Below are 21,138 nucleotides of genomic sequence, written 5' to 3' on the forward strand. Positions count from 1 at the left end.
CAGGCGGCGCACGATATGTGACCCGATTATTTCGAGGGAAACCATGCCTTTGCCTACCGCACCCAGCAAGCTCGGCAATCTCTTACCGGCTGACGAATACAAGGCTAAAGCCACGCCGGCCCGGTCCGCCAAAAAACAGGCGGTTGACGGGGAGCAAGCAGAGTCGGCCGATTTCGGCCAAGCCAACGTCGCGACGCCGATGGCGCGCGCCGCCAATGCCGCTACCACCTTGCGGCCGGTTCCTGCGTCTTCTTCTGCCGATAGCGCCGCTGGACAGGCTGCACCCGCACGCAGCCGGAAAAGCAAACAAACCGCCGCGTTGCTGCAACCGGTGCCGGCGCCTGCCGCCCGTCAGCAGCCCGCGCAGGGCGAGCCTGAGCAACCCGCCACCGCGGAACCCGTGGTGGCGCGCGCCGGCAAGCAGCCTGCGGCCAATACGGCGGCCACGCCGGCGGCAGCGACCCGCGGCAGCGCCAAGAAGCGCGGCGGCGCAGCCGAACAGGTCGAAACCCGCAAGCTGTTCGTGCTCGATACGAACGTGCTGATGCACGATCCGACTTGCCTGTTCCGTTTCGAGGAACACGACGTCTATCTGCCGATGATGACGTTGGAAGAACTCGACAACCACAAGAAGGGCATGTCGGAAGTCGCGCGCAATGCGCGTCAGGTCAGCCGTACGCTGGACGCGCTGGTCGCCAACGGCGGCAATATGTCGGACGGCATTTCGCTGTCGCGCCTGGGCAGCCGGGAGGCTGCGGGACGTCTGTTTTTCCAGACCAAGCTGACGGATATCGAACCGGTCGAAGGCCTGCCGCAGGGCAAGGCGGACAACCAGATTCTCGGTGTCGTGCGGGCCCTGCAACGCGACCGCATGGACCGCCAGGTCGTGCTGGTGTCGAAAGACATCAACATGCGGATCAAGGCGCATGCGCTGGGTCTGCCTGCCGAGGATTACTTCAACGACCAGGTTCTCGAAGACAAGGATCTGCTCTATTCCGGTATTCGCGCGCTGCCGCAGGACTTCTGGACCAAGCATGCCAAGGGCATGGAAAGCTGGCAGGACACCAAGACGGGCACCACGTATTACCGCGTGACCGGACCGCTGTGCGCCTCGATGCTGGTCAACGAGTTCGTGTATCTGGAGCCGCAAAACGGCGAACCGGCGTTTCACGCGCTGGTGCGTGAGCTGAACGGCAAGACCGCCCTGCTGCAGACCTTGCGCGATTACGGCCACCACAAGAACAACGTGTGGGGCATTACGGCGCGCAATCGCGAGCAGAATTTCGCGCTCAATCTGCTGATGAATCCGGAGATCGATTTCGTCACGCTGCTTGGTCAGGCCGGTACCGGCAAGACGCTCGTCGCGCTCGCGGCGGGGCTTGCGCAGGTGCTCGACGACAAGCGCTACAACGAGATCATCGTGACGCGGGCTACCGTGCCGGTCGGTGAAGACATCGGCTTTCTGCCGGGTACGGAAGAGGAAAAGATGCAACCGTGGATGGGTGCATTCGACGACAACCTCGAAGTGCTGCAGAAGACCGACGACGCCGCCGGCGAATGGGGCCGTGCTGCGACCCAGGAATTGATCCGCTCGCGCCTGAAGATCAAGAGCATGAACTTCATGCGCGGCCGGACGTTCGTCGACAAGTATCTGATCATCGACGAAGCGCAGAACCTGACGCCGAAGCAGATGAAGACGCTCGTCACGCGTGCGGGTCCAGGAACGAAGATCATCTGCCTTGGCAACATCGCACAGATCGATACGCCGTATCTGACGGAAGGCAGTTCCGGGCTCACCTACGTGGTGGATCGCTTCAAGGGCTGGGCGCACAGCGGGCACGTGACGCTGGCGCGCGGCGAACGCTCGCGTCTGGCCGATTACGCGTCGGACATTTTGTAAGCAGAGCTCGAAGCAGGCCGTTTGCCGTTTCACGGCTTAAAAGTTGTTCCAAAGCCGCGCCCGGGTTACACCGGGCGCGGCTTTTTTCGTAAGGTCGGCCTGCTCGGGTCAGATGTTACGTCCAGGCGGCGCCACACTTAGCGCGTAAACTTCAAGTAATTTATCAACTTCTCTTGCTCATGCCATGGTGGACGGGCTACCATCCCGACATCGCCCGCTTTAAGCGAGTGTTTACGCTCGCCTTGTCTCAATGCGCCGACTTGGGTTTTCGCTGCTGATCCTTCTGCTGCTCGCCGCCTGTTCCAGCGAGCCGCAGCGGATTTCGCGCAACTCAAACGGTTCTTCTTCGGCGTCCAACGGCGCTTATCGCACTCCCCCGCCCGGTTTCCCGAACTTCGTCGATCACAGCGTCGGACGCGAGGAAATCTCTATTGAGGCAATGGGCCTGGTCGGAATTCCGTACCGTTGGGGCGGCAATACGCCGGATAGCGGCTTCGACTGCAGCGGCCTGGTTCGCTATGTCGTGTCGCGCGCAGCCTCGGTGAATCTGCCGCGCACCACGGCGGATATGAGCGGAAGCGGCGAATCGATCGAGCCCGATGAAGTTGCGCCGGGCGATCTGATTTTCTTCAACACCACGGGGCGCCCACACTCGCACGTCGGTATTTATGTCGGCAAACTGCGCTTCGTCAATGCACCGTCGACGGGCGGCACGGTGCGCATCGACTATCTGACCAATCCGTATTGGGCCAAACGGTTTGACGGCATTCGCCGGGTCGCCGCGCCGGCTCGCGCGCCAGCGCCGTTCGAAACGCCGACGTATCAGGCTTCGAATCCGCCGGAGAAGGTTGCTCCGGCGGTGCCGCAGGCTTCGTCTTCGTATGCGGGTACGGCGGGCGGTGCAGCTGTGGTCCCGACGCAGCAGCGGCCGCTATCGGAGCCGCAACAACCGGCTTATGCGGAAACTGCGCCTGCGGCCGTTCCATTGCAGCAAGTGTCTCAGCAGCGGGTTGCAGCCTCGATGCAGGCACCACTGGCGGACACCTCAGCTCGCGCTATGAACCAGCCCGCCGCCGCAGCGTCTGCGGATGCGTTCGAACCGCCGCCTCCGGCAATGAGCGCCGCACAGATGCAGGCGCGTGAAGCAGGTGCGGTTTCGCCGGCCGCGGTTCAGGCTGGACGGCCGCAGACGGACGCGGGCGCCATGGCAGCGACTTCTTCCACTGGGTATTCTCAAGCACCTGTGCGCTCGCCCGTGCCGGCGAGCGTCGCCCACGCACCAGACCCGATCGACGCCGCGGCCGATGCTTTCGAACCGCCGCCCCCCGCCTCCGTCGCCGTTCGCCAGGAACAGCAGGCAGGCGTGACCGGCTCCGCCGGCGGTGTGCAGATCATGCGAGCCTCGACTGGGTCACGCGCGATCCCCGCCCCCACGCAGTCCAGCGACGATCCCATCGCGCACTTCGCCAACGGCAACTTCTGACAGACACCGCCGGAAATGTAGCTGGTGGTCTGAAGGCCACTCGCCCCCGTCTGACACGCAGGATTAAGCTATCTGCTATCGTCTCCGATATTCCTAAGACAGGCAGGTAAGGTACTCACCATGGAACTTGGACTGAAAGACAAAGTGGTGCTGGTCACGGGCGGCAGCAAAGGAATCGGCCTCGCCTGCGCACGCGCCTTCGCAGCCGAAGGCGCCAAAGTTGCAATCGTCTCGCGCGATCCGGCGAATCTCGCCCGCGCCCGCGAACAGCTGGCGAGCGAGGGACTGCACGTGCATCTCACACGCGCCGACCTGCACGAGCCACACGGCGCGGCCGATATCGTCGAAGAAGTTACCACCGCGGTCGGTCCGATCGACGTGTTGATCAATAGCGCCGGCGCCGCCCGTCGCTACGACCCGGAAACGCTCAACGCCGAAGCCTTCCGGGCGACGATGGAAGCCAAGTACTTTCCGTACATTTACCCGCAGCAGGAAGTGTTGAAGCGCATGGCGGAACGGGTGAAATCGGGAGCCAGCGCCGAGCCGGGAACGATCGTCAACATCATCGGCATGGGCGGCAAGATGGCGAGCGATATCCATATCGCCGGCGGCGCCGCCAACGCCGCGCTGATGCTGGCAACGGTCGGGCTCGCGCATTACTACGCGCGCTATGGCATCCGCATCAACGCGATCAATCCGGGCGCGACGCTGACGGAGCGCGTCGAGGAAGCGTTGCAACTGGAAGCCGGCCAGCAAGGGATCGACACAAAGGAAGCGCTGGCACGCGGGGAGGCCAAGGTGCCGCTCGGGAGATTCGCGAAGCCGGAGGAGATTGCCGACGTCGCGCTGTTCCTGGCGAGCCGCCGCGCGAGCTACGTAACCGGCGCGATCGTCCCGATGGACGGATGCAGCGCGCCGCTCATCTGAGTGCGGGCGCGCCAGCCCGCATCGGAACAAAGGCCAGAATCAGAGGAAACGGTGACCGAGCCACCATCCCGCCCCAGCGAGCACCGCTGATGCGGGGATGGTCAGAATCCACGCCCAGACGATATTGCCCGCCACGCCCCAGCGCACCGCGCTGAGTTTTTGCGTCGCGCCGACGCCGACAATCGCGCCGGTAATCGTATGGGTCGTGGACACCGGAATGCCGAGGAATGAGGCAATAAACAGCGTAATCGCACCGCCCGATTCTGCGCAAAAACCGCCGACCGGCTTGAGCTTGGTGATCTTCTGCCCCATCGTGCGGACAATACGCCAGCCGCCGAACAGTGTGCCCAACCCCATCGAAAGATAGCAGCCGCCGATCACCCACAGCGGCGGCGCATCGGCGAACGACGATGCATAGCCGGTCGCGATCAGCAGCATCCAGATGATGCCGATGGTTTTCTGCGCGTCGTTACCGCCATGCCCGAGGCTGTACATGCCGGCTGAAATCAGTTGATAACGGCGAAAGCGTCCGTCGACCTTGCTAGGTGGAGTGCGGAAGTAGATCCACGACACTGCCAACATGAAGAACGAGCCGAGCACAAAACCCAGCAACGGCGAGATGAAGATGAACGCGACTGTCTTCATCAGCCCATCCAGGTTGAGCGAATGCCAGCCGGACTTGGCGAGCGCCGCGCCCACCAGACCGCCTATCAGCGCATGCGACGAACTCGACGGAATACCGTAATACCACGTGACGATGTTCCAGCCGATCGCACCGACCAGCGCGCCAAAAATCACGTAATGATCGACGATGGCCGGATCGATCGTGCCTTTGCCGACTGTCTGCGCAACTTTCAGGTGAAAGATGAAATAGGCGATGACGTTGAAAGCCGCGGCGAAGGCAACTGCTTGTTGCGGCTTCAGAACGCCGGTCGAGACGACCGTGGCGATCGAATTCGCCGCGTCGTGGAAACCGTTCATGAAGTCGAACACCAGCGACACGGCGACCAGGGTGGCGACCACCCAGATGGCGAGTTGTATCGATTGCATTAAGCGTTTTCCAGCACGATGCCTTCGAGAATATTCGCCACGTCCTCACATTTGTCCGTGATGGTTTCGAGCAGTTCGTAGATCGCCTTCAGCTTGATCAGCGTCTTGACGTTGTCTTCCTCGCGAAAGAGCTTCGAGATGGCCGAGCGCAACACGCGGTCGGCTTCGGATTCCAGACGGTCGATATCCTCGCAGGCTTTCAGGATCTGGCTTGCCTGCTTCATGTCCGACAGCAGGCTGACCGCAAACTGCACACGCTCGGCGGTCGCGGTGCAGATATGCGCCAACTGGCTAGCCTCAGAGGTCACCATCTGGACGTCATAGAGCGAGATTGCGGTGGCAACGTCCTCCATCAGGTCGAGGATGTCGTCCATCGTGGTGATCAACTTGTGGATTTCGTCGCGGTCGAGCGGCGTGATGAAAGTCTTGTGCAGCAGATCGATGGTTTCGTGCGTGAGCTTGTCTGCAGCCTTTTCGGCCTTTTGCACGTTTTGCTTATGGACCTCGGCGTCTTGCAGATTGTCGATCAGCAGCTCGAGTTCGTGGCTCGCGGAAACAATGCACTTTGCGTGCGCGTTGAAGATTTCAAAGAACTTGCCCTCGGTGGGCATGAATCGACCGAACATATGGAATAGCCTATCGCAGTTATATTCAGCACAATCAAGTGGTTAGCGAAAATATCGATTCGACGCCGCTTCCCATACGAATTTTGTACGGAATTCACCGCGTGTCGCATCTGACTGTGACAAATTTGTGATAGGCGCGATTCTATAGGAAAGCGACGGCGGCAGCGCCATGACTTGCGACGCTCGCGCAGACAGCTGACCCAAAGCCTTGGAGTGCCCGAAAGCTTTGTTCATCGCGGCCTTAACCACGCTCGCAAACGCAAGCTAGACCGCGCCTACTTTCACCATGACTGTGCGAGCGAAACGAGGGAGCGGTTGTTGGGTGAGCGACTTGCGACGCCGACGAGCAACGAAAGTGAGGATGTAGTTTTAACCGAGAACTTTAGTTGCTGAAGCAAACAGAACGTTTACGCCGAGAGCTGCGCTGTACTTGGAATCGTAGGCACAGGGTTGGGCGCATGCGAACGATCCGACGCAACTGCGATCTACCCGTTGAGCGGGATGTCGGTCATCGCAGAATTCCATTTCCTTCGAGCATATTCGCCGCCTCAGCCTGATGCGTCGCCTCGTTCGGGCAGGCCGAGTTCCTTCCGTGAGAGGCCAAGATCATTCCAGATATCGTTGATGTAGTTGTTTACCGTCTTCGCGGTGACGTTGATCCCCCGCCCCTCAGTCCAGTTCGCTATTTCTTTCGAAATGGCCACGCCGCTTTGGGGCTGGCTACGCAAATAGATCAACGCTGCCACCACCCTAAGCATTGTGTCTTGCTTCTTTTTGCTCGTCCTCTCGGGTTTTTGGTCATCGTCGATCTCTATACCTTGGCAGCGCGCAAAACTTACCATCCCGGATCGCGTGAGACCGAGGTAAGCGCACTGCGTCCAGTCGGGTAGACCAGACTCAAACATGCAGGCACCGGCCGTACGCACGTCGAATACGGCCAATCGACCAAGCTCGATAAGCGCGCGAAGACGCTCTTGATGTTTTGCAAGTGTGTCGGCCCAATGTTCTGACGTGTAGACCTCGTTAGCGGGTATGCCGTGAAGGGCCACTGTGATCGCGCGAGCCGTAATCTCGATCGCCTTGTGGAGCGTATAGAACGGTTGGTCCGATATGGTCGTCGATGTAATCAAGTCGATCGACGCTACCAATCTGTTCAATGAAGCCTCGCGCGCGCGTTGCGCTGCTTCAGCCTCTACCCTCGATCGTTCCCGCTCAGCAAGGATGCTCTGCTGCATCGGAGCAGACAGCAAATTGAAGTTTTGCTCCATCCAAGGATCGATCCAAGTAGGCGCATTATCTTTTCTGGACATGCTGTCCTTCTCGTCGTGAATCGCACGTGCGGTGAGTCATTTATCTACCCGCAATCGGAAAATTGCATTTTCTCAGGAAAATTCCTCTGCAGGTTTGGGCGAACAACGAAACTGCGTGCAGACGCTTGATGTTCATCAGCGTCTCGCCTTGTTCCGCTAAACAACCCGGAGTTATTTTCAATGAAAAAGAGCTTCATCCCTGACACGCGGCCGCATCCAGTTGCTGCACCGATGGACACGCCCACGATGTCGCATTCCCGCGTCATACGCATGCCCGACCTCCTGAAGATGTATCCGGTCGGTCGCACGACCATTTATGAGCTAATAAAAGTGCAGAAACTGCCCCGTGCGATTGCGCTGTCTAAGCGCACGCGCGGTTGGGTTCTCGCGGAAGTTGAGGAGTGCATCGCCAAGCTGAAGGCCGAGGCCAATAATGGTTAATTATAACGATCCGTTGCAGAAAAAGCCCGACACGACGCCCGCCAATAGCACGCCCAAAGCAATGGGCTCGGATACGAACGCTCTCAACAGCGCGCGCGAACCTGGCGTTGCCGCTGCGTTGCAAGCATCCAAACCGCCCGCAATGAAGGCTCGCGCGAATATGAAACCTGCAAACCGCGTGGTGCTCGCGATTGTCAATGATCCCACCGTGCTGGCGATGTCGATCGCCGCCATCGCGGATGGCATCATTCGTGACCGCGTCATCGCAGACCTGCCGGTTCCCACCGTGCTGTCGATCACGGGCCTATCGCCGTCCGGCTCGCGCATTTCGGAGGCCGTGAAGCGTTTTATTCCCAAGGACATCGAAGCGCAAGTGAACCCGGTGCTGATTGGCCACTGTAACCGCGCCAGTCCGCTAGTTCCCGAAGGCGCTCACATCCTAAAGAGCTGCCTCAAACCCAATGTCTGTGTCGTCGCTCACGTGGAATACACGGACTTGAAGCGCGATGAGGCGACCGGCGTGCTGGCTCACCTCAACACGGCGGTGGAACAGGCAGATGCGTTCGTCGTCATCTTCGTGGTCTGCACTAAAAAGCAAGACACGAGCTGGCTGCGTGCGTACGCCGGAGAGTTCGTGGAGGTCACCAAGTGCGAGCCCGGCCCGGCTGCGCAGACAGCGATCGTGTTGACGAACGTGTCTCTCGTAGATCATCACTCACTGGGCATAGGCCGCGTGATGATCGAAGGGTTCGTCGATTCGGGTGGCGCTTATACGTACCGCTCCGAGCCATTCGTCGCGCACCGCGCGGTCATCCGTTTCGCTTGGTGCGCACGCAACAAGGGGGCGAAGATCGAACAGATCGCGGCGCTCGTCGGCCGCAATAAGTCGAACGTGTCGCGTGGGCTCGAAAATCTGCTGGTTCCTCCCAACAATGAAGTGGGCATGAAACCACCGAAAGGCTCGCGCAATCGCTGGGCGACTTTGTACAACCTCGACGAAGTCTGGCCGCTCAAGGGGCCGGACGCTGGCGTTGCGGGCCAGGCGACAAACGCACCACACTCGCCGAAGACTGGTGACTCGGGTCATGCGGCGAAAGCACTGTCGACGACTGGCGGCACTATCTCTGTCTCGCCGAAGAGCGTGCCGTAAATGAGTGACGCGGCTGTTGCGCAAGAATCCGCGTGTGCCGATTCCGACGCAACAGCCGCGCCTTCACAGCGCGAGCCGCCTTAACGATCGATTTATTGCCCCTATAAGCTTTTGGCCGACTCACACCCTCGCGGAGAAAGTCGACCACGTGCAGGTCCCTGTCAACACGCTGAATTCGCTGAAATACCCCTTAAAACGAGGGTTCCAGCACGAATCGGATCGACAGAAGTGACGGCAGAGTCTAGCGTAGAAAGTCGACCACAAATGGCATCGTTTCGGACCGCACGTGTGCCTAATTTTCACCAATAGCCCTGTTTTGAAGGGGATTTTTCACGTTCGACCCATGATAATTGCGCGGCTGTAATAACCAATCCAATACATATAGAGAGATGTACTTCACGTGAAGGAATGCCCAGAGAACTAAGTGCTAGCGAGCACGCACTCACTTCGAAAAGTTGTAAATGATCGAGTCGACTCAGCTTCCTGTTCCCGACCAAGCTTACCTGGCCGCATCCTATCTACCCGATTAACTTTTAATTTCGCTTACCTAACGACACAATGAAAGAATCTGCCCTCTTCCCGCTCGACCATATCGTCGAAATCGGGATCGATAAACTGAAGTGCGGCATCCGGTCCAAGGATGTTGACGAGTCCTTTACGGCCCTCTTGCAGGAAAAGTTCCACTTGCTCGCGAACCGGCGCGGCACTCGCAGGCACACGTCACAGCGCTTGGCATTTCAGCAGCGCATGTCTGTGCTAGTCGGCGGTGAGTATGTGCTGATCGAATGTCAGCCGAACACGGCTATGTATCCGTGGGCAGCCACTCTCGAGTTAAATCCGAATCCGTATCTGCGCAAGGGTGAAGCAGCCATCGACAATCTCGCTCGTTTCTTCCGGTTCCTGTTTGGCTACGACGCGCGCCGCATCCTGTCGCAAGCGTTCGTCTCAATGCTGCACGTGAATATAGACTCCGACATAAACCCGCTGGAGGGCACTCTGGTTGACGTGAAGGGCAAACGCAGCGGCGCTAAGGTGATGTACGACTTCAATGGTGAGGGCGTGCTCGGCTCGCTCTATATCGGCGTGCTCAAATCGGATCGTCGGCTATGTATCTACAATAAGGCGGCCGAAGTCCTGCACCGCGAGTTGGGGCCGCAGGCTAACAAGATACTGGCGGCGCTCGCCTCGGACGACAAGTGGGACATTGAGGTCAGCAAGTTGAAGAAACAACCGGAGGCACCGGATCGCTGGCGGCTCGAAGTGCGTAACAAGCGCAAACCTCACGATGCCGTTCCCGTTTCGAACATTGCCGATTTCGCGTCGTGCTTCGAGGACGTGCGTCTTCTGCATTTACCGGTCGACGCTCACCCGTTCGACACGTCGCTCGGCCGTCTCTTCGTTGCGAATGCGCGTAACGATGGCATTCCGCGTGCGCTACAGGCGCTCAACCCGAACGAGCGCCGCCAGTTCGACCGCAAGCTCGACAAGCTGTGCAACGTGGACTGGTTCAACGAGGCTCTGTTACGCGAAGCCATCGCGCAGGTCATCGCAAAGCTTGCGCCGCTGTTCTCTCCGCCGCCGTCTCGCCTGAAAGTGGCAGACACCGGCGAACATCAGCCGACCGCTAAGCCGGCAGCAGGCGGCGTGACATTCCGGCGCACGACAACGAATCCCGCAAAGCCCGGCGCGCCGCGCAACCGTTCCGAGATGCAGACGCCCGGGCGTCGTCACTTTGCACCCGATACGTAGCAGTTGCCGCTGCGCCATGCAATCCGAACCGGCAAGATCGCTGAAGCGCAGCGCGCTGTTCTACGTCACTGCGGCGCGTGCCTGTAAGCGCGCGCACCTGTTCAACGGGTCGTACCATCACGCGCTGACCGGGAAAAAGCTTGTTGAGCCGTCGCGGTTCTTGACAGAGGCGATGAAGCAGACCTTGGCGTAGACAGCAAACCGCCATCGCTGGATATCAGGCCCCGCGTTCCGAGTTGTGGATAGTATCAAGTCGACGTATGCCCGATGTCCCGGCTCAGCTCAGTTACTCGCCGCCGCCATTTGCCGATAGAATGCCTTCCAGCAGACTGGCCTGATCGGCTAGGGATTTAAGCAGGAAGCTCGAACTGACGATGTACACGACTTGGCCATTCGTGCCACCGGCGTCCTGCAGCAAATCATAGGTCCCCTCCCTCCATTGCACCCATGCCCTTTGCGCGTTATTTAGCTTTGCGATCGCGGCTGGATCGTTCTCCCACATCTTCAATATTTTGTTGTACGCCGAGTTTATCCGCTTCTTTTGAAATTTGACTTCTGCGGCATCACAGTTCGATGCTGCCGCCTGGTCATAGAAACCCGGTGGACCGCTTTTCTTTACGCACGCCGCATATTCTTTCGAGTAAGGACTCGCTAGCTGAGACTCACCCTGTGCATGCGCGATACAACAGCTCAACAAAAGAGAGATGGCGAAATATGTTTTCATCGAAATGCCTTTATCCAACGTTGTGTCCCGTTTCAAGCTGGCCCGGTTGGGGGCAGTGCTTCGGCATGGCTATCTAAAAGGCATGCGCGCATGAGGTTCGATCTCGGACTGTGATTCGAGGGATTGGACAGGTTATTTGTCAACGACTGAGGATGCTATGTCGATCGACCCAGAGTGGTCCCATAGCGCCTCATGCAATCGGCATAGAACAACTCGATGGCAACCTTCAGAAATCTCGAAAACGGCCGTTCACCATAAAGATAGATCATATCTGCGATTTATTAACCATTGTGCTTCGGAAAGACACGACTTCGGCGATGGACTTTCTCGAGAGCAAAGTAAAACCAACAGGGCGTGTTTTGGGGGCACCATGATTCAGAATGTATGGGGGAGAATAAAATCGCTTACGGGCTACGAATGGCTCGCGGTTCTAGGGTCGGCCGCCTCGATTATCGGTCTAGTGGCATTCTTCCTGCCCACAAAGCCCGGAGGCGCCGTAGTCAGTCAAACGCAGACCGGAGGTAGCAACAACACCATGATCAACGCTACTGGAGAGGTGATTGTCAGCTCCCCGCCTCCTTCGATGCCACCAACGGACTGGCATCTGGCTGCGCAATCAATGCGAACGGCAACCGCGAGCGTACGAAATATTGCGCAGATGCACCTCCCGTATCCCGCTCCTCAAGCATGGAGAATAGCGGAGAGGAAATTTCAAGACGCCATTGGACAATACGATCGTCAAGATTTTGCCGCTGCTTACTCCTCCTTCAAGGAGGTCTACGTCGAGTACAACGACCTGATCTCCACGCTTGAGGCCCAAGGGCATTAGGTACAGAAATCGCGCGAATAGTTTTCGTATCTTGGAGCGAACTGGCTATCGCTGACCGCGGTATCTTTAGTTTGATCCCCAAAGGCCCAATCAAGGTTACACGTGAGACGGCTGAGCACCACCCACGGATTGTGTTCCTGCTTACCGGTGCGGTGCAGAATGAAAGTGACGCGCGGTCGGCGACTGACGGCTGTGCAAAGCCGTTCGTAGCATTGCTTCTATAAAAATGATGACACTCACTCGTAAATTCCGAACGGTGGCTATTGACGGATTAGACTTCAGGGTTCGAGCCGATTCCAGCACCTTTCTTTGGCAACCGCGGGAAATCAGCACGATCTCCGAAATTAGTAATGTGCTGTTCGACAGTCAGAACCGACTGTTTCTCCTCAAGCAGCAAGAAGCTCGACAACATGCGAAGGCGACTGCGGGCGTCTTTGTAGAAGGCGACGACGTATTCCTCTCCAGAGAGTCCGGTGCCGATCTACCGTCGATAGACGATTTCTTGCCGTATGCCGCGAAGCGGAGTGTGCGTCCTTTTCTTGCCGATTCGATTCCAGAAACGTCATGGGGATCAAGTCTCTCGAACCTTTTGACGTGGCCGTGCTGGAATCGACTCCGCCAATCCGCGTTTGTAGAAACGGGACATCGATGCCTGCTTTGCGGGACTGCAGGAAAACTGGATTGCCATGAAATCTGGAAATACTACGAACCCACCAAAGGCGGAAAAATTCACCGAGGCGCGTTGTGCGGTGTTCAGCGTCTTGTCAAGCTGATTCCAGTATGCGCCGACTGCCACGAAACATTTCATCTCGGTCTGGCCGGGATTAGGGGGCGGCTGAATATCGCCGTGGAGCGTGTCGCGGCGTTGTACCGTCTGTCGGACGATGAGCGCGAAGCATATTTCGCCATGGTAAAAGAAGACTGGTACCGTCGAAACGAATTCTCGTGGGCTCTTGACGTTTCGGTGGTAGGCACCTCGCTCCTCGAGATAAAGCCGGAGTGGGAACTGCAACCAGATGGCAGCCTATCGGCCACACAGAAGTACGGCACATCTCACACTTTCGTTCTTGGTGCTCCGTGGCAACGAAAAGGTGATCGTGAAGAACGACTGATCAGCATCGAAGCATTCTTGCACGGCTCCGTGCGCCACAAGATTCCAAGCACACGCGTCCACCGTAGTTGAGAGCGCATGCAGCGAGACCGCGTTGTTTCCCTGCTGTCTTCCAGATTCCAGACATATCCGCAAGGCACGGCAGTCGGCGGTTTCGAAACGGCACGATTACAAGTCCACTAACGGTTGATTGCGCCACAGCAATTTAAAAGCAAAAGCTCATCGGTGAGCCGAGGAGAGGGGTCATCGAGTGGGTCCGTAAGTGCCATGATTTATCATCACCGTGGATCGTCGTCGTTCAACACCGCTCTGGATCGGTTGAAGTCGTTGCACTGACAACTCTCTATTTCGAATTTCAATCGCTAATCGACTCCCAGAACACGCCACCATGGACCAACTAAATGTGGAAATCGTAGAACTGAATCTTAACTGGAAAGGTGAATTGGGCGGATACAAGTTACGTAGGGGTTCGACGGAAATGGTGATCCCGATCGACGATCGCAATACGGACTACGCGATCCTGAAGGCGAAAATCGATTCTGGAGAGATTACGCCCTCACCACCATCATTTTTGAAGGCGATTCGGACGTATTCGTCCTCCGGTGTACACACAGGGTACGATACCGACATTGGTTTTGTCCCCAAACAGCCTGGCAACAGGTTATACGACTATCTGGCTTCGGCGATTGCCACTCAAGCTTGCATTGAGACATCTAGGCCCCCGAAGCCCAAGATACAGCCTGAAGATCACGTCTCGCATCTCATTGTATGCGTACTATTCAATCAACCTTGGGCTCATCTGACGGAGCCATACGCCGGCGCGCTTTCAGTTGCTTGCGGGCCCAATAGCAAGCCTGAACCGTTTTCTTTTACGCTCCGCAATATCTATGAGCCTGCCGGGAGAAATCAGCTAGAACTGCTGTTCGATACACACGGACTAGAAGAAGCACACGGAAACCTGATCGTTGCCCCCTTGGCTGGTGGCGTTCTTGAGATACGCATCCCGGTCTCAAATCTACGCAAAATACTTCGCGGCGAGCTGGCAGTTATTGATAGCCCCAACAACGACTATCTAAGAGACCTTGTCGACATGGAGATCGTGCGCAGTGGAAGAAGCAAAAAAGATGGACCGTCTACGGGATGGCATGTCGGGGTTGCGAACACGTTCATCGCGCCGTTTATCGCGGACTTTGCGAACCGTGTTATCGAAGCATTTTGGCAGGCGTACGGCGGGATTCCAATCGGTCATGTTTCGACACCGTCGCTGCAACGCCAACTCGTGATTCTTCATCAGATGCAGTCGGGAACCAAGCGCCTCGGGCTGTACTTTGGTGCTTCTATGCAAGCACTAAATCTTGGAGCTCAATGGCAGTCTGTAGGTGCACTCAGAGCTATGTCTGACGGTGCGGAAGAAGAGTTTCATCCACTGCGGCGCCCGCTGAATCGTCTTCGAATGCTTATTGAAGGTGGATTTCACATGGAGGCGCTGGTTTTGGTCAGTTCGATACTTGAAGTGAGCGCGGCCGCCGCTCTCGCGGCCGTGGTTGTTGACGAAGCGAGTCGAAAAACCGTGCAGAGGCTGGGGCATCGCTCGCGCTTGGAGTTATTGCGCAAGCTGCTTAACCTGAGCGGCCCCCCCTTCGCCGGCGGGGAAGAAAGTGCGATGCTGGACACCGCCTTTGAAATCTACGAACATAGAAATGGCTATGTGCATGAGCTTGTAATGCCAGATAGAAAACGATTTGTAACCTACCATGGACAGCGCCGAGTTGTTGAACTTATGCATCGATTCTCGGATACCTTTCACCAAGATCGCTGGTTCCGATGGCTGCAAACTATTTCGTTCGGCGGCGAGGCGGTTCGGGCGGTGGTTATCTCGCATTGCTGCGAGCAAGAGAAGAATTCAGGCCACAGAGTAGTGACTACGCGAGCAAAACTCTATCTTTGGCTTCGCCGAACTATCGGCTACGCTAAGAACATTGGAAAGCAATTTCGCTCACCGGGCGGCTAATTGTAGAGGTGCGATACCCAGAACGCGCGAATTACTAATCGAATGCGTCCGGGCTGCCGCCCAACGCTCTCACAAGGTTGCATATATATTCTACATCTGCATCGCGCCATTCTGGCGACCCGTATGCGAAGTCCTCGGGATTTTTCTTGCCTTGGGCCCTCCTCACGGCACGGACCGTACTTTCGAGTGCCTGTACTTCTTCGTAGCGCGGATGACCGGGACCGAACGGGATATCGTTTGAATTTTCCATGCTCTGTTTTTTGGCCGCTACGGCTGTAACTTGAGTCCTGGGCGTTATATGCACATCAGTCGCGGTGTTGTTGGAACGGAGAACTATGCCCAAGCCATTCCCTCGCGCCTGTGCTACACGCACAGTTGGTATCTCGGAATACCCCAATCCCAACCCCGACGGTAATGCAAACGAATTCGGCGGAACCTAGGTCAAAACGTCGGCCCGTATCTCACCACTGCGGACGTGCGCAGGGGGTGCCTCGCCGGTAGCACTTTTCGTAATAGTCCGAGACGTCGTTCCCTCTACTAGGATTGGTTACATTGTCCTCGTAAATATCCTGCACGATAGCTGCTAGGTATGCTTGTGCCGCAAGCGGCAAATCTCCAAGCGTTGCCATCATCTGCACTTCTGGCATCCCTTTGTTCTTGCACGTAACCATCGCGCCGCCTAGTCCCAACTTTTTCGAGTTTGCTAAGTCCGGGCATGCTGCTCGCGCTTGCATTGCAGCTTGCGCGGCACGCTGCGCGTCTTCCTGCTGCGCTCTCTCGTGATATGCCTCTGCGTCACGCATTCGCTTGTCCCCCGCCGCTTGACCGGCGTCGTCTTGCGCTTGTTGCTGCTGCAAGAACGCGTTTTCCTGCGCCTGTTTCGCAGCCATGCCCTGCACATGTTGCTGCTGAGCATCGGCGGATTTTTGAGTCCAGAGTTGCTGCGCGTTTGGCACGCTCGACTGCTGTACCGGAGCCGTGCCGGACGGCATGGCGGGCTGGTTCTGCGCGTTCTGTTGCGCAATTGCAGATTGCGCTGATTGGATGACGTTCAACAAATTCAGCTGCGCGTGAGCGGTAGTCGCGACGAATGCAACTGCGATCGAAGAAAGTAGTTTGAACTTCATGGTTGTATTACCCCGTTAGTGGCTAAAGTATGGTTCGCATAAAACGCCGTTCTCGTAGCCATCACCAGGGGAGCGATTCGGCTGTCCGAAGGACCCGCTGACGTCTGGGAGCTGCCCACGACAGGAATCGTAGGCGGCCCGGCTACAAATTATTCGTAATAGAGAATATTATGCCTTATGAGGCCCTTCCGGATAACTGTGCGAAAAACTGACACTTCCTCCTCCTACGAGGGGAGTATCGGGCTTGAGCAACATAGAACAGCTGGCGCGGTCGATTGGCATGGCCATTGCTGCTCGCCGAAAGGCGCTCGGCATGACACAGGAGAGTCTGTCCGAACTGATCCAGATAGAGCAGTCCTCGCTCTCTCGGATCGAGCGTGGAACGTTGATACCGAGTCTCGAACGGCTCGCCAGCATCACGGAAGGGCTGGAATGCGGACTTGCCGACCTGTTTAACGTCGGCGGCGTCAACTCGCATGATCGAGCTGCCAGAATTCACGAAAAGCTTTCGCGCTTGACTCAGTTGCAACAGGAAATTGTCGAGCGATTGATCGACGACGCTCTTGCGCTCCTAGAACCGCCGCACGGTCAGCGGCCCCAGCGAGCAAACGGAAAGTCGAACAGAAAGGGGACGTGAACGCGTAAGCATCGTTGCCTGCCACAACCGCTGATGCATGCTCTTCTCCAGACTCCGGTGTGGCACTTCCAAATGATGCGTATCAACGATCGTAGTCCGGGACCGTGTGCCGCCCGCAGATTCAAACTAGTCTTCGGGGCCGCGCCAGATTCAGTATTGGGGCCGCCGAGAACATCGCTGAGTTTGCGACCGCGAAGCCGCCATTCGCTAGCTCGACGAACGCCAGGGACGCCACTGCGAGTTCTTTTCGGATCTCTTCGATCAGGATGGCCGGAAGGCAACCGGTTATGCGTTTAATGTCAGCGGCTTCGATCCGAACCGCATTCGCATTCCCGGTCTCTGTCATCCGATCGATGATGACCCTGGCTACTTCTTCCGCAATCTGCATTTTTTCCTCGACTAAACAAATCCATGTGGAGAGCGAAGCCAATTGCTGGCCCGATCGACGCGGGCATGCTCCGTTAAACTCGCCTCGCGTTCCGCATGGCGATGGCTTTAACACGCTTCGGCAAGATCGGTGCCGGCCTGTCTCGGGATGGCCCACTACCCACTTACGGGACATGGTCCACGACTCATCAAATTCGCATAGTGCCTAAATTACGTAGTTATGTGACGCAAAATCCGTAGATCGAAAAGCATCATATCGTAAAGATCGGAGAATGTCCGCACCACTCCGAGGCCCCGATCCCAAATCCAAGCTCGTTTCACTGCGAGACGTGCTGGCATATAACATCCGCGCCAACCGGGTCGCTAGCTCCTTGTCCCAAGAGGAGCTTGGCTTTGCCGCTGGGCTGGACCGCACGTTCATTAGTCAAGTCGAACGTGCGCGTGTAAACGTATCAGTCGATAACATCGAACGTTTGGCTATCGCGCTCGATATCGACCCGGCCCGGTTGTTTGATCGTCCCTGAACGTTTACGCTAGTTGCGCGCTATACCCTTACCGCCTCGTGCTGTAGCTACGACTGCTGCTTCGCATTGCCAGCATCGATGGACACTGCGCCATTTATCACGACCGATAGCGTGGCGCCGGTGGTCAAATAGCTCGCATACCGGCGTCGCTGCCCCGATGCCCCGTTCGCGTAGTTGAGCCGCGCGTTGCACGTCGCCATTGACGCCGGGGATGCTTCAGCCGGGTCAAGAATCAGGAACGTATGGGGCTCAAACCGGCCAGCTTTCTGCACCCCTTCCGCCCCCGCGATAAGTACGGCATGGCAATGCGATTCGCCGACCGCGCGCCAACTGCATATCACCAGCCGCTTTCTCGCCAGTTCACCCTCGATAAACAGGATGACTTCCCGGTGTGAGCCTCGCTCGATCACCGACGTTCGCACGCCGCAATCAAGTTCCGCGATGAGCGCCGCCAGTTCGCGAAGCGTCGTGCCGCTGAAGAAGAACGGGACAGCGTTGCGCCAGAGCGCTGCTTCGAGTCGTCGCCGACTTCTGACGATCCGCGATGAATCGGCAATGAATCCGCTAATCTGTAGCGCCATGGCGACGCAATGCAGCGCGCACGCCGAATCCCATTGGCCCTGCTGGCTATGAACGGCGACCTTCGAACCGGCTGAACCGAGGCTGAGTCCCGGACGGATGCGGGGATGGAATCGCTGGACGACGAAGCTCATGACTCAGTATTCGCTGGGCAGGAGGGCCGTGGTGGTGCATCGGTCCGCTTCCGTTAGGATCCAGACTTTTTCCTTTCCTGCGCCCAACTCATAGGAACTGAAAATTCGGGCTCCTTCTGACACGGCAAGATCGTTCGACTTCCTATCGGCGGGACAGACCGCCCCCCAATCGCCACATTGATGCTGGCGCAGCAGAGTAGCTACACTTGTCCCAGTTCGACCGAGCAGATCAAGCGCGCCGGGCGTCGCCACGATGCGGCCCAGATGAAAATGCGGCTTTCGGTTACTTCTTTTCATAAGGTATCCTGAATGTTTAAGGCGAGCGTCATCACCGGATGAATGTCCGGTTATAGGCTCAGGAGTGGAAAACTGGAAACGCGATACTGCCGCGGGGAGCGGTTCAAGAAAGCGAGGTACTACGAAGGATGCCGCCGGAGCCGTTCAAGGCCCGCGTCCGAAGGAATAGCCGCTGGTGAACGAAACGACGAGGCTGAGGCGAAAAAATGAGCGTTTTCGTCAAAAATCGGGCGGAAATGGCTCAAAAATCACACCCTTCGACGGAAATGTAACACAAAAGTGCCAAAGCAATAATGGGGACGTATAACATAACCACAAATCGGTCATTTTTACCATATCGGTGATTGATACGCACGAAAGGGACTCTTCCAAGACACCAGAATTGCTCTTGCGCCCCGTTTTCCGGGTCACCATGGACTTCGGATAGCCCCGGCAATGGTGTCGTATGGGTATGACCATCCGCGCCGTTATGGCTCGGATATTTTGAATCGAAAGGATTGTAATGAATGCCGCACCGCAGCATTGACCGATCCACCCTTCCCCGAAGTGCTTCAAAGGGCCGAATTTGCTTATTTTTTAAGCAAAACATGGCAAAAATGGTCATTCCAGGTGCTTGGCAGTGCGAAACCTGCATCGAACCTGCCCGGCGCCTCACCGGACCACTGGTAACTGTCGCACACGGCAGTTTCTGCACAACCCGGCAACGACATCGACCCTAGAGGCGAACGCAACAGACGTGGAACGGCACCACGTCCAATACCGATTCGATAGTGCGGTGCTGCGTCGGTTCGCCTTTGTTGGGCGCAAGTCGACCCCAAAGAAACGTTCAGGTCTCTCGAAAGCGGTCGTCCGATATTCCACACCGCGATCAGTTGCCGGTTACAGAAAGGACGAACACGGCGCACGCGAATCATGGGCTCGGCAGTTTCTCGCCAGGCTCGAAGCGCCGGCGCAGCGCCCTGCGTTGCGCGAATCTATTCTTTCGCAGAAAACTCAAGCTTGAACTTCCCCGATGCATCGACCTTTTTCAGGGTCACGTTTCTGGCAAACGCAGCCGTGCTGTTGATTGAAAAAGATACATCTAAAACCTGGTTGGAACGCCGCGCAATTTTGGGCGAAGCACTGTGATCGGCAAAACTGTCGCACTCGGCCGAGTACACCTCATATCGCTTGTCACGCTGTGCTTGGTCGATATCCAACGAGGCCGGGATAACTAGCAAGACCTGATTACAGCAGGGAGCCAGACCGCCCCCGCCGGCCCAAGACAGCAGATCCACACGATATTGCCCGTCTGGCGATGGAAATGATTGCAGCCCCTCAAGTTTTTCGAGAAGCGGGTATGCGTCGTGGGCGACCAGATGCCGAGATGCTTGCGAAAGCACTGTAAAAGCGCCGACCAAACTTAGGACGGTGACGACTGTCCTTCTCCATCCGAGCAGAATTCGTGATGTCATCGAAGCCTCAACTATTTTTTCCACCTTTGACGCGCGCTAGAGCGGATGAAGTTGTCTCCGATGGTCGCGTTTTGATAATCCATATGACGCGGCTCGGCGCATGCCGACATCCATTAGTCAACCGCTGGTAAGCCGGAAACTTGAGAAAATGGTGCTGCCGCCATCACTGGAGACGATGCCCTCATACCGAGAGTCTGTAGCCGTCGTTATTCATCCCGATGTACCGAACACTTGGACAAGACTTCGGTTCGACTCAAGGTGGATTGTTGATGATCAACGGTAAGCGGCTGGGGAACGCGCCTTGACGAGCTACGCTAATCGACGGTCACGGTTGGTTGCCAGCGATGCGGCAGCAATGCAGAGATGTCGCTGGCCTTGTGGGTCGGCAATCGCGTGAGGATGTCCTTCAGGTAGGCGTGCGGGTCGTGGCCGTTAAGCTGTGCCGACCTTATGAGGCTCATGATGGCGGCAGCGCGCTGGCCCGCGCGTAGTGAGCCGGCGAACAGCCAGTTGGCCCTGCCGATGGCCCATGGACGTATCTGGTTTTCTACCCAGTTGTTGTCTATAGGCACGTGCCCGTCGTCGAGATAACCCGTGAGCGCCTCCCAACGCTTGAGACTGTAATCAAGCGCTTTTGCAATCGCTGAACCTTCCGAAACCAGCTTGCGTTGCGCCGTCATCCATTCGT

At 57.2% G+C, this 21,138-nt stretch carries 23 protein-coding genes; 12 read left to right on the forward strand and 11 right to left on the reverse strand.

Translation table 11 applies throughout. The features are described 5' to 3' along the window. Nucleotides 1–43: 43 nt before the first annotated feature. The 3 genes from P3T20_RS28305 (at nucleotide 44) to P3T20_RS28315 (ending at nucleotide 4,310) form a co-directional block, all read left to right on the forward strand. Nucleotides 44–1,900, forward strand: coding sequence for a PhoH family protein (locus P3T20_RS28305; RefSeq protein WP_074264847.1), 1,857 nt, complete (start codon nucleotides 44–46; stop codon nucleotides 1,898–1,900). A 250-nt stretch (nucleotides 1,901–2,150) separates the two neighbouring features. Continuing rightward, nucleotides 2,151–3,383, forward strand: coding sequence for a C40 family peptidase (locus tag P3T20_RS28310; protein ID WP_074264848.1), 1,233 nt, complete (start codon nucleotides 2,151–2,153; stop codon nucleotides 3,381–3,383). Nucleotides 3,384–3,503: 120 nt separating this feature from the next. Further along, a complete protein-coding gene (locus P3T20_RS28315) occupies nucleotides 3,504–4,310 on the forward strand; it encodes an SDR family NAD(P)-dependent oxidoreductase (RefSeq protein WP_074264849.1) in 807 nt (268 codons plus the stop codon). Nucleotides 4,311–4,349: 39 nt separating this feature from the next. Here the strand turns inward: P3T20_RS28315 and P3T20_RS28320 are convergent, their stop codons facing one another. From P3T20_RS28320 to P3T20_RS28330, 3 genes are all read right to left on the reverse strand, one after another. Next, nucleotides 4,350–5,360: an inorganic phosphate transporter gene (locus tag P3T20_RS28320; RefSeq protein WP_074264850.1), complete on the reverse strand. Its 1,011-nt coding sequence runs from the start codon at nucleotides 5,358–5,360 to the stop codon at nucleotides 4,350–4,352. Continuing rightward, entirely contained in the window at nucleotides 5,360–5,986 is a 627-nt protein-coding gene (locus tag P3T20_RS28325; RefSeq protein WP_074264851.1) for a DUF47 domain-containing protein, read from the reverse strand. The genes P3T20_RS28320 and P3T20_RS28325 overlap by 1 nt, the downstream gene beginning before the upstream one ends. Nucleotides 5,987–6,534: 548 nt before the next feature. Then, on the reverse strand, nucleotides 6,535–7,296 hold the full coding sequence (locus P3T20_RS28330) for a hypothetical protein (protein WP_429288476.1): 762 nt from the start codon (nucleotides 7,294–7,296) through the stop codon (nucleotides 6,535–6,537). A 180-nt stretch (nucleotides 7,297–7,476) separates the two neighbouring features. Between P3T20_RS28330 and P3T20_RS28335 the strand changes: the two genes are divergently transcribed. From P3T20_RS28335 to P3T20_RS28350, 4 genes are all read left to right on the forward strand, one after another. Next, complete coding sequence (locus P3T20_RS28335; protein ID WP_429288477.1) at nucleotides 7,477–7,737, forward strand: helix-turn-helix transcriptional regulator; 261 nt, start codon at nucleotides 7,477–7,479, stop codon at nucleotides 7,735–7,737. After that, nucleotides 7,730–8,887, forward strand: coding sequence for a hypothetical protein (locus P3T20_RS28340; RefSeq protein ID WP_429288478.1), 1,158 nt, complete (start codon nucleotides 7,730–7,732; stop codon nucleotides 8,885–8,887). Before P3T20_RS28335 ends, P3T20_RS28340 begins: the two co-directional genes overlap by 8 nt. Before the next feature lie 558 nt (nucleotides 8,888–9,445). Then, nucleotides 9,446–10,636 (forward strand): hypothetical protein, encoded by a 1,191-nt coding sequence (locus P3T20_RS28345; RefSeq protein WP_429288479.1) that lies wholly within the window; start codon nucleotides 9,446–9,448, stop codon nucleotides 10,634–10,636. Nucleotides 10,637–10,652: 16 nt separating this feature from the next. Beyond that, the gene (locus P3T20_RS28350; RefSeq protein ID WP_429288480.1) at nucleotides 10,653–10,829 is read left to right on the forward strand and encodes a hypothetical protein; all 177 of its coding nucleotides are present in this window, start codon (nucleotides 10,653–10,655) and stop codon (nucleotides 10,827–10,829) included. 93 nt (nucleotides 10,830–10,922) lie between these two features. Here the strand turns inward: P3T20_RS28350 and P3T20_RS28355 are convergent, their stop codons facing one another. After that, the gene (locus P3T20_RS28355) at nucleotides 10,923–11,378 is read right to left on the reverse strand and encodes a lysozyme inhibitor LprI family protein (RefSeq protein WP_429288481.1); all 456 of its coding nucleotides are present in this window, start codon (nucleotides 11,376–11,378) and stop codon (nucleotides 10,923–10,925) included. A gap of 517 nt (nucleotides 11,379–11,895) precedes the next feature. Between P3T20_RS28355 and P3T20_RS28360 the strand changes: the two genes are divergently transcribed. From P3T20_RS28360 to P3T20_RS28370, 3 genes are all read left to right on the forward strand, one after another. Next, complete coding sequence (locus P3T20_RS28360) at nucleotides 11,896–12,189, forward strand: hypothetical protein (RefSeq protein WP_429288482.1); 294 nt, start codon at nucleotides 11,896–11,898, stop codon at nucleotides 12,187–12,189. A gap of 226 nt (nucleotides 12,190–12,415) precedes the next feature. Further along, complete coding sequence (locus tag P3T20_RS28365) at nucleotides 12,416–13,372, forward strand: hypothetical protein (protein ID WP_429288483.1); 957 nt, start codon at nucleotides 12,416–12,418, stop codon at nucleotides 13,370–13,372. A 316-nt stretch (nucleotides 13,373–13,688) separates the two neighbouring features. Beyond that, nucleotides 13,689–15,311 carry a hypothetical protein gene (locus P3T20_RS28370; protein WP_429288484.1) on the forward strand — a complete coding sequence of 541 codons (1,623 nt, stop codon included), beginning with the start codon at nucleotides 13,689–13,691 and terminating at the stop codon, nucleotides 15,309–15,311. Nucleotides 15,312–15,772: 461 nt separating this feature from the next. Here P3T20_RS28370 and P3T20_RS28375 read toward each other — a convergent pair whose 3' ends face one another. Next, nucleotides 15,773–16,438, reverse strand: a complete 666-nt coding sequence (locus P3T20_RS28375) for a hypothetical protein (RefSeq protein WP_429288485.1) — start codon at nucleotides 16,436–16,438, stop codon at nucleotides 15,773–15,775. 244 nt (nucleotides 16,439–16,682) lie between these two features. Here P3T20_RS28375 and P3T20_RS28380 point away from each other — a divergent pair, with 244 nt between their 5' ends. Next, nucleotides 16,683–17,075: a helix-turn-helix domain-containing protein gene (locus tag P3T20_RS28380; protein ID WP_429288486.1), complete on the forward strand. Its 393-nt coding sequence runs from the start codon at nucleotides 16,683–16,685 to the stop codon at nucleotides 17,073–17,075. Between the two features lie 121 nt (nucleotides 17,076–17,196). Here the strand turns inward: P3T20_RS28380 and P3T20_RS28385 are convergent, their stop codons facing one another. Next, a complete protein-coding gene (locus tag P3T20_RS28385; RefSeq protein ID WP_429288487.1) occupies nucleotides 17,197–17,463 on the reverse strand; it encodes a hypothetical protein in 267 nt (88 codons plus the stop codon). Nucleotides 17,464–17,734: 271 nt separating this feature from the next. Between P3T20_RS28385 and P3T20_RS28390 the strand changes: the two genes are divergently transcribed. After that, complete coding sequence (locus tag P3T20_RS28390) at nucleotides 17,735–17,986, forward strand: helix-turn-helix domain-containing protein (protein ID WP_122154154.1); 252 nt, start codon at nucleotides 17,735–17,737, stop codon at nucleotides 17,984–17,986. Between the two features lie 47 nt (nucleotides 17,987–18,033). Here the strand turns inward: P3T20_RS28390 and P3T20_RS28395 are convergent, their stop codons facing one another. The 5 genes from P3T20_RS28395 to P3T20_RS28415 form a co-directional block, all read right to left on the reverse strand. Then, on the reverse strand, nucleotides 18,034–18,699 hold the full coding sequence (locus P3T20_RS28395; RefSeq protein ID WP_429288488.1) for a hypothetical protein: 666 nt from the start codon (nucleotides 18,697–18,699) through the stop codon (nucleotides 18,034–18,036). Nucleotides 18,700–18,702: 3 nt separating this feature from the next. Beyond that, entirely contained in the window at nucleotides 18,703–18,996 is a 294-nt protein-coding gene (locus P3T20_RS28400) for a hypothetical protein (protein WP_429288489.1), read from the reverse strand. Between the two features lie 241 nt (nucleotides 18,997–19,237). Further along, nucleotides 19,238–19,600 (reverse strand): hypothetical protein, encoded by a 363-nt coding sequence (locus P3T20_RS28405; RefSeq protein WP_429288490.1) that lies wholly within the window; start codon nucleotides 19,598–19,600, stop codon nucleotides 19,238–19,240. A 370-nt stretch (nucleotides 19,601–19,970) separates the two neighbouring features. Continuing rightward, nucleotides 19,971–20,450: a hypothetical protein gene (locus P3T20_RS28410; RefSeq protein WP_429288491.1), complete on the reverse strand. Its 480-nt coding sequence runs from the start codon at nucleotides 20,448–20,450 to the stop codon at nucleotides 19,971–19,973. A gap of 314 nt (nucleotides 20,451–20,764) precedes the next feature. Continuing rightward, on the reverse strand, nucleotides 20,765–21,138 hold a 374-nt coding region (locus P3T20_RS28415; protein WP_429288492.1), incomplete at its 5' end, for an IS66 family transposase.

The sequence above is a fragment of the Paraburkholderia sp. GAS206C genome (assembly GCF_050435645.1).
Lineage (GTDB): Bacteria > Pseudomonadota > Gammaproteobacteria > Burkholderiales > Burkholderiaceae > Paraburkholderia > Paraburkholderia phenazinium_B.

Excerpts from the sequence above, each read along its gene's own strand:
- P3T20_RS28305 (WP_074264847.1), top strand. The coding sequence starts at position 44 with ATGCCTTTGCCTACCGCACCCAGCAAGCTCGGCAATCTCTTACCGGCT.
- P3T20_RS28310 (WP_074264848.1), top strand. The coding sequence starts at position 2,151 with ATGCGCCGACTTGGGTTTTCGCTGCTGATCCTTCTGCTGCTCGCCGCC.
- P3T20_RS28315 (WP_074264849.1), top strand. The coding sequence starts at position 3,504 with ATGGAACTTGGACTGAAAGACAAAGTGGTGCTGGTCACGGGCGGCAGC.
- P3T20_RS28320 (WP_074264850.1), bottom strand. The coding sequence starts at position 5,360 with ATGCAATCGATACAACTCGCCATCTGGGTGGTCGCCACCCTGGTCGCC.
- P3T20_RS28325 (WP_074264851.1), bottom strand. The coding sequence starts at position 5,986 with ATGTTCGGTCGATTCATGCCCACCGAGGGCAAGTTCTTTGAAATCTTC.
- P3T20_RS28330 (WP_429288476.1), bottom strand. The coding sequence starts at position 7,296 with ATGTCCAGAAAAGATAATGCGCCTACTTGGATCGATCCTTGGATGGAG.
- P3T20_RS28335 (WP_429288477.1), top strand. The coding sequence starts at position 7,477 with ATGAAAAAGAGCTTCATCCCTGACACGCGGCCGCATCCAGTTGCTGCA.
- P3T20_RS28340 (WP_429288478.1), top strand. The coding sequence starts at position 7,730 with ATGGTTAATTATAACGATCCGTTGCAGAAAAAGCCCGACACGACGCCC.
- P3T20_RS28345 (WP_429288479.1), top strand. The coding sequence starts at position 9,446 with ATGAAAGAATCTGCCCTCTTCCCGCTCGACCATATCGTCGAAATCGGG.
- P3T20_RS28350 (WP_429288480.1), top strand. The coding sequence starts at position 10,653 with ATGCAATCCGAACCGGCAAGATCGCTGAAGCGCAGCGCGCTGTTCTAC.
- P3T20_RS28360 (WP_429288482.1), top strand. The coding sequence starts at position 11,896 with ATGATCAACGCTACTGGAGAGGTGATTGTCAGCTCCCCGCCTCCTTCG.
- P3T20_RS28365 (WP_429288483.1), top strand. The coding sequence starts at position 12,416 with ATGATGACACTCACTCGTAAATTCCGAACGGTGGCTATTGACGGATTA.
- P3T20_RS28370 (WP_429288484.1), top strand. The coding sequence starts at position 13,689 with ATGGACCAACTAAATGTGGAAATCGTAGAACTGAATCTTAACTGGAAA.
- P3T20_RS28375 (WP_429288485.1), bottom strand. The coding sequence starts at position 16,438 with ATGAAGTTCAAACTACTTTCTTCGATCGCAGTTGCATTCGTCGCGACT.
- P3T20_RS28385 (WP_429288487.1), bottom strand. The coding sequence starts at position 17,463 with ATGCAGATTGCGGAAGAAGTAGCCAGGGTCATCATCGATCGGATGACA.
- P3T20_RS28390 (WP_122154154.1), top strand. The coding sequence starts at position 17,735 with ATGTCCGCACCACTCCGAGGCCCCGATCCCAAATCCAAGCTCGTTTCA.
- P3T20_RS28395 (WP_429288488.1), bottom strand. The coding sequence starts at position 18,699 with ATGAGCTTCGTCGTCCAGCGATTCCATCCCCGCATCCGTCCGGGACTC.
- P3T20_RS28400 (WP_429288489.1), bottom strand. The coding sequence starts at position 18,996 with ATGAAAAGAAGTAACCGAAAGCCGCATTTTCATCTGGGCCGCATCGTG.
- P3T20_RS28405 (WP_429288490.1), bottom strand. The coding sequence starts at position 19,600 with ATGACCATTTTTGCCATGTTTTGCTTAAAAAATAAGCAAATTCGGCCC.
- P3T20_RS28410 (WP_429288491.1), bottom strand. The coding sequence starts at position 20,450 with ATGACATCACGAATTCTGCTCGGATGGAGAAGGACAGTCGTCACCGTC.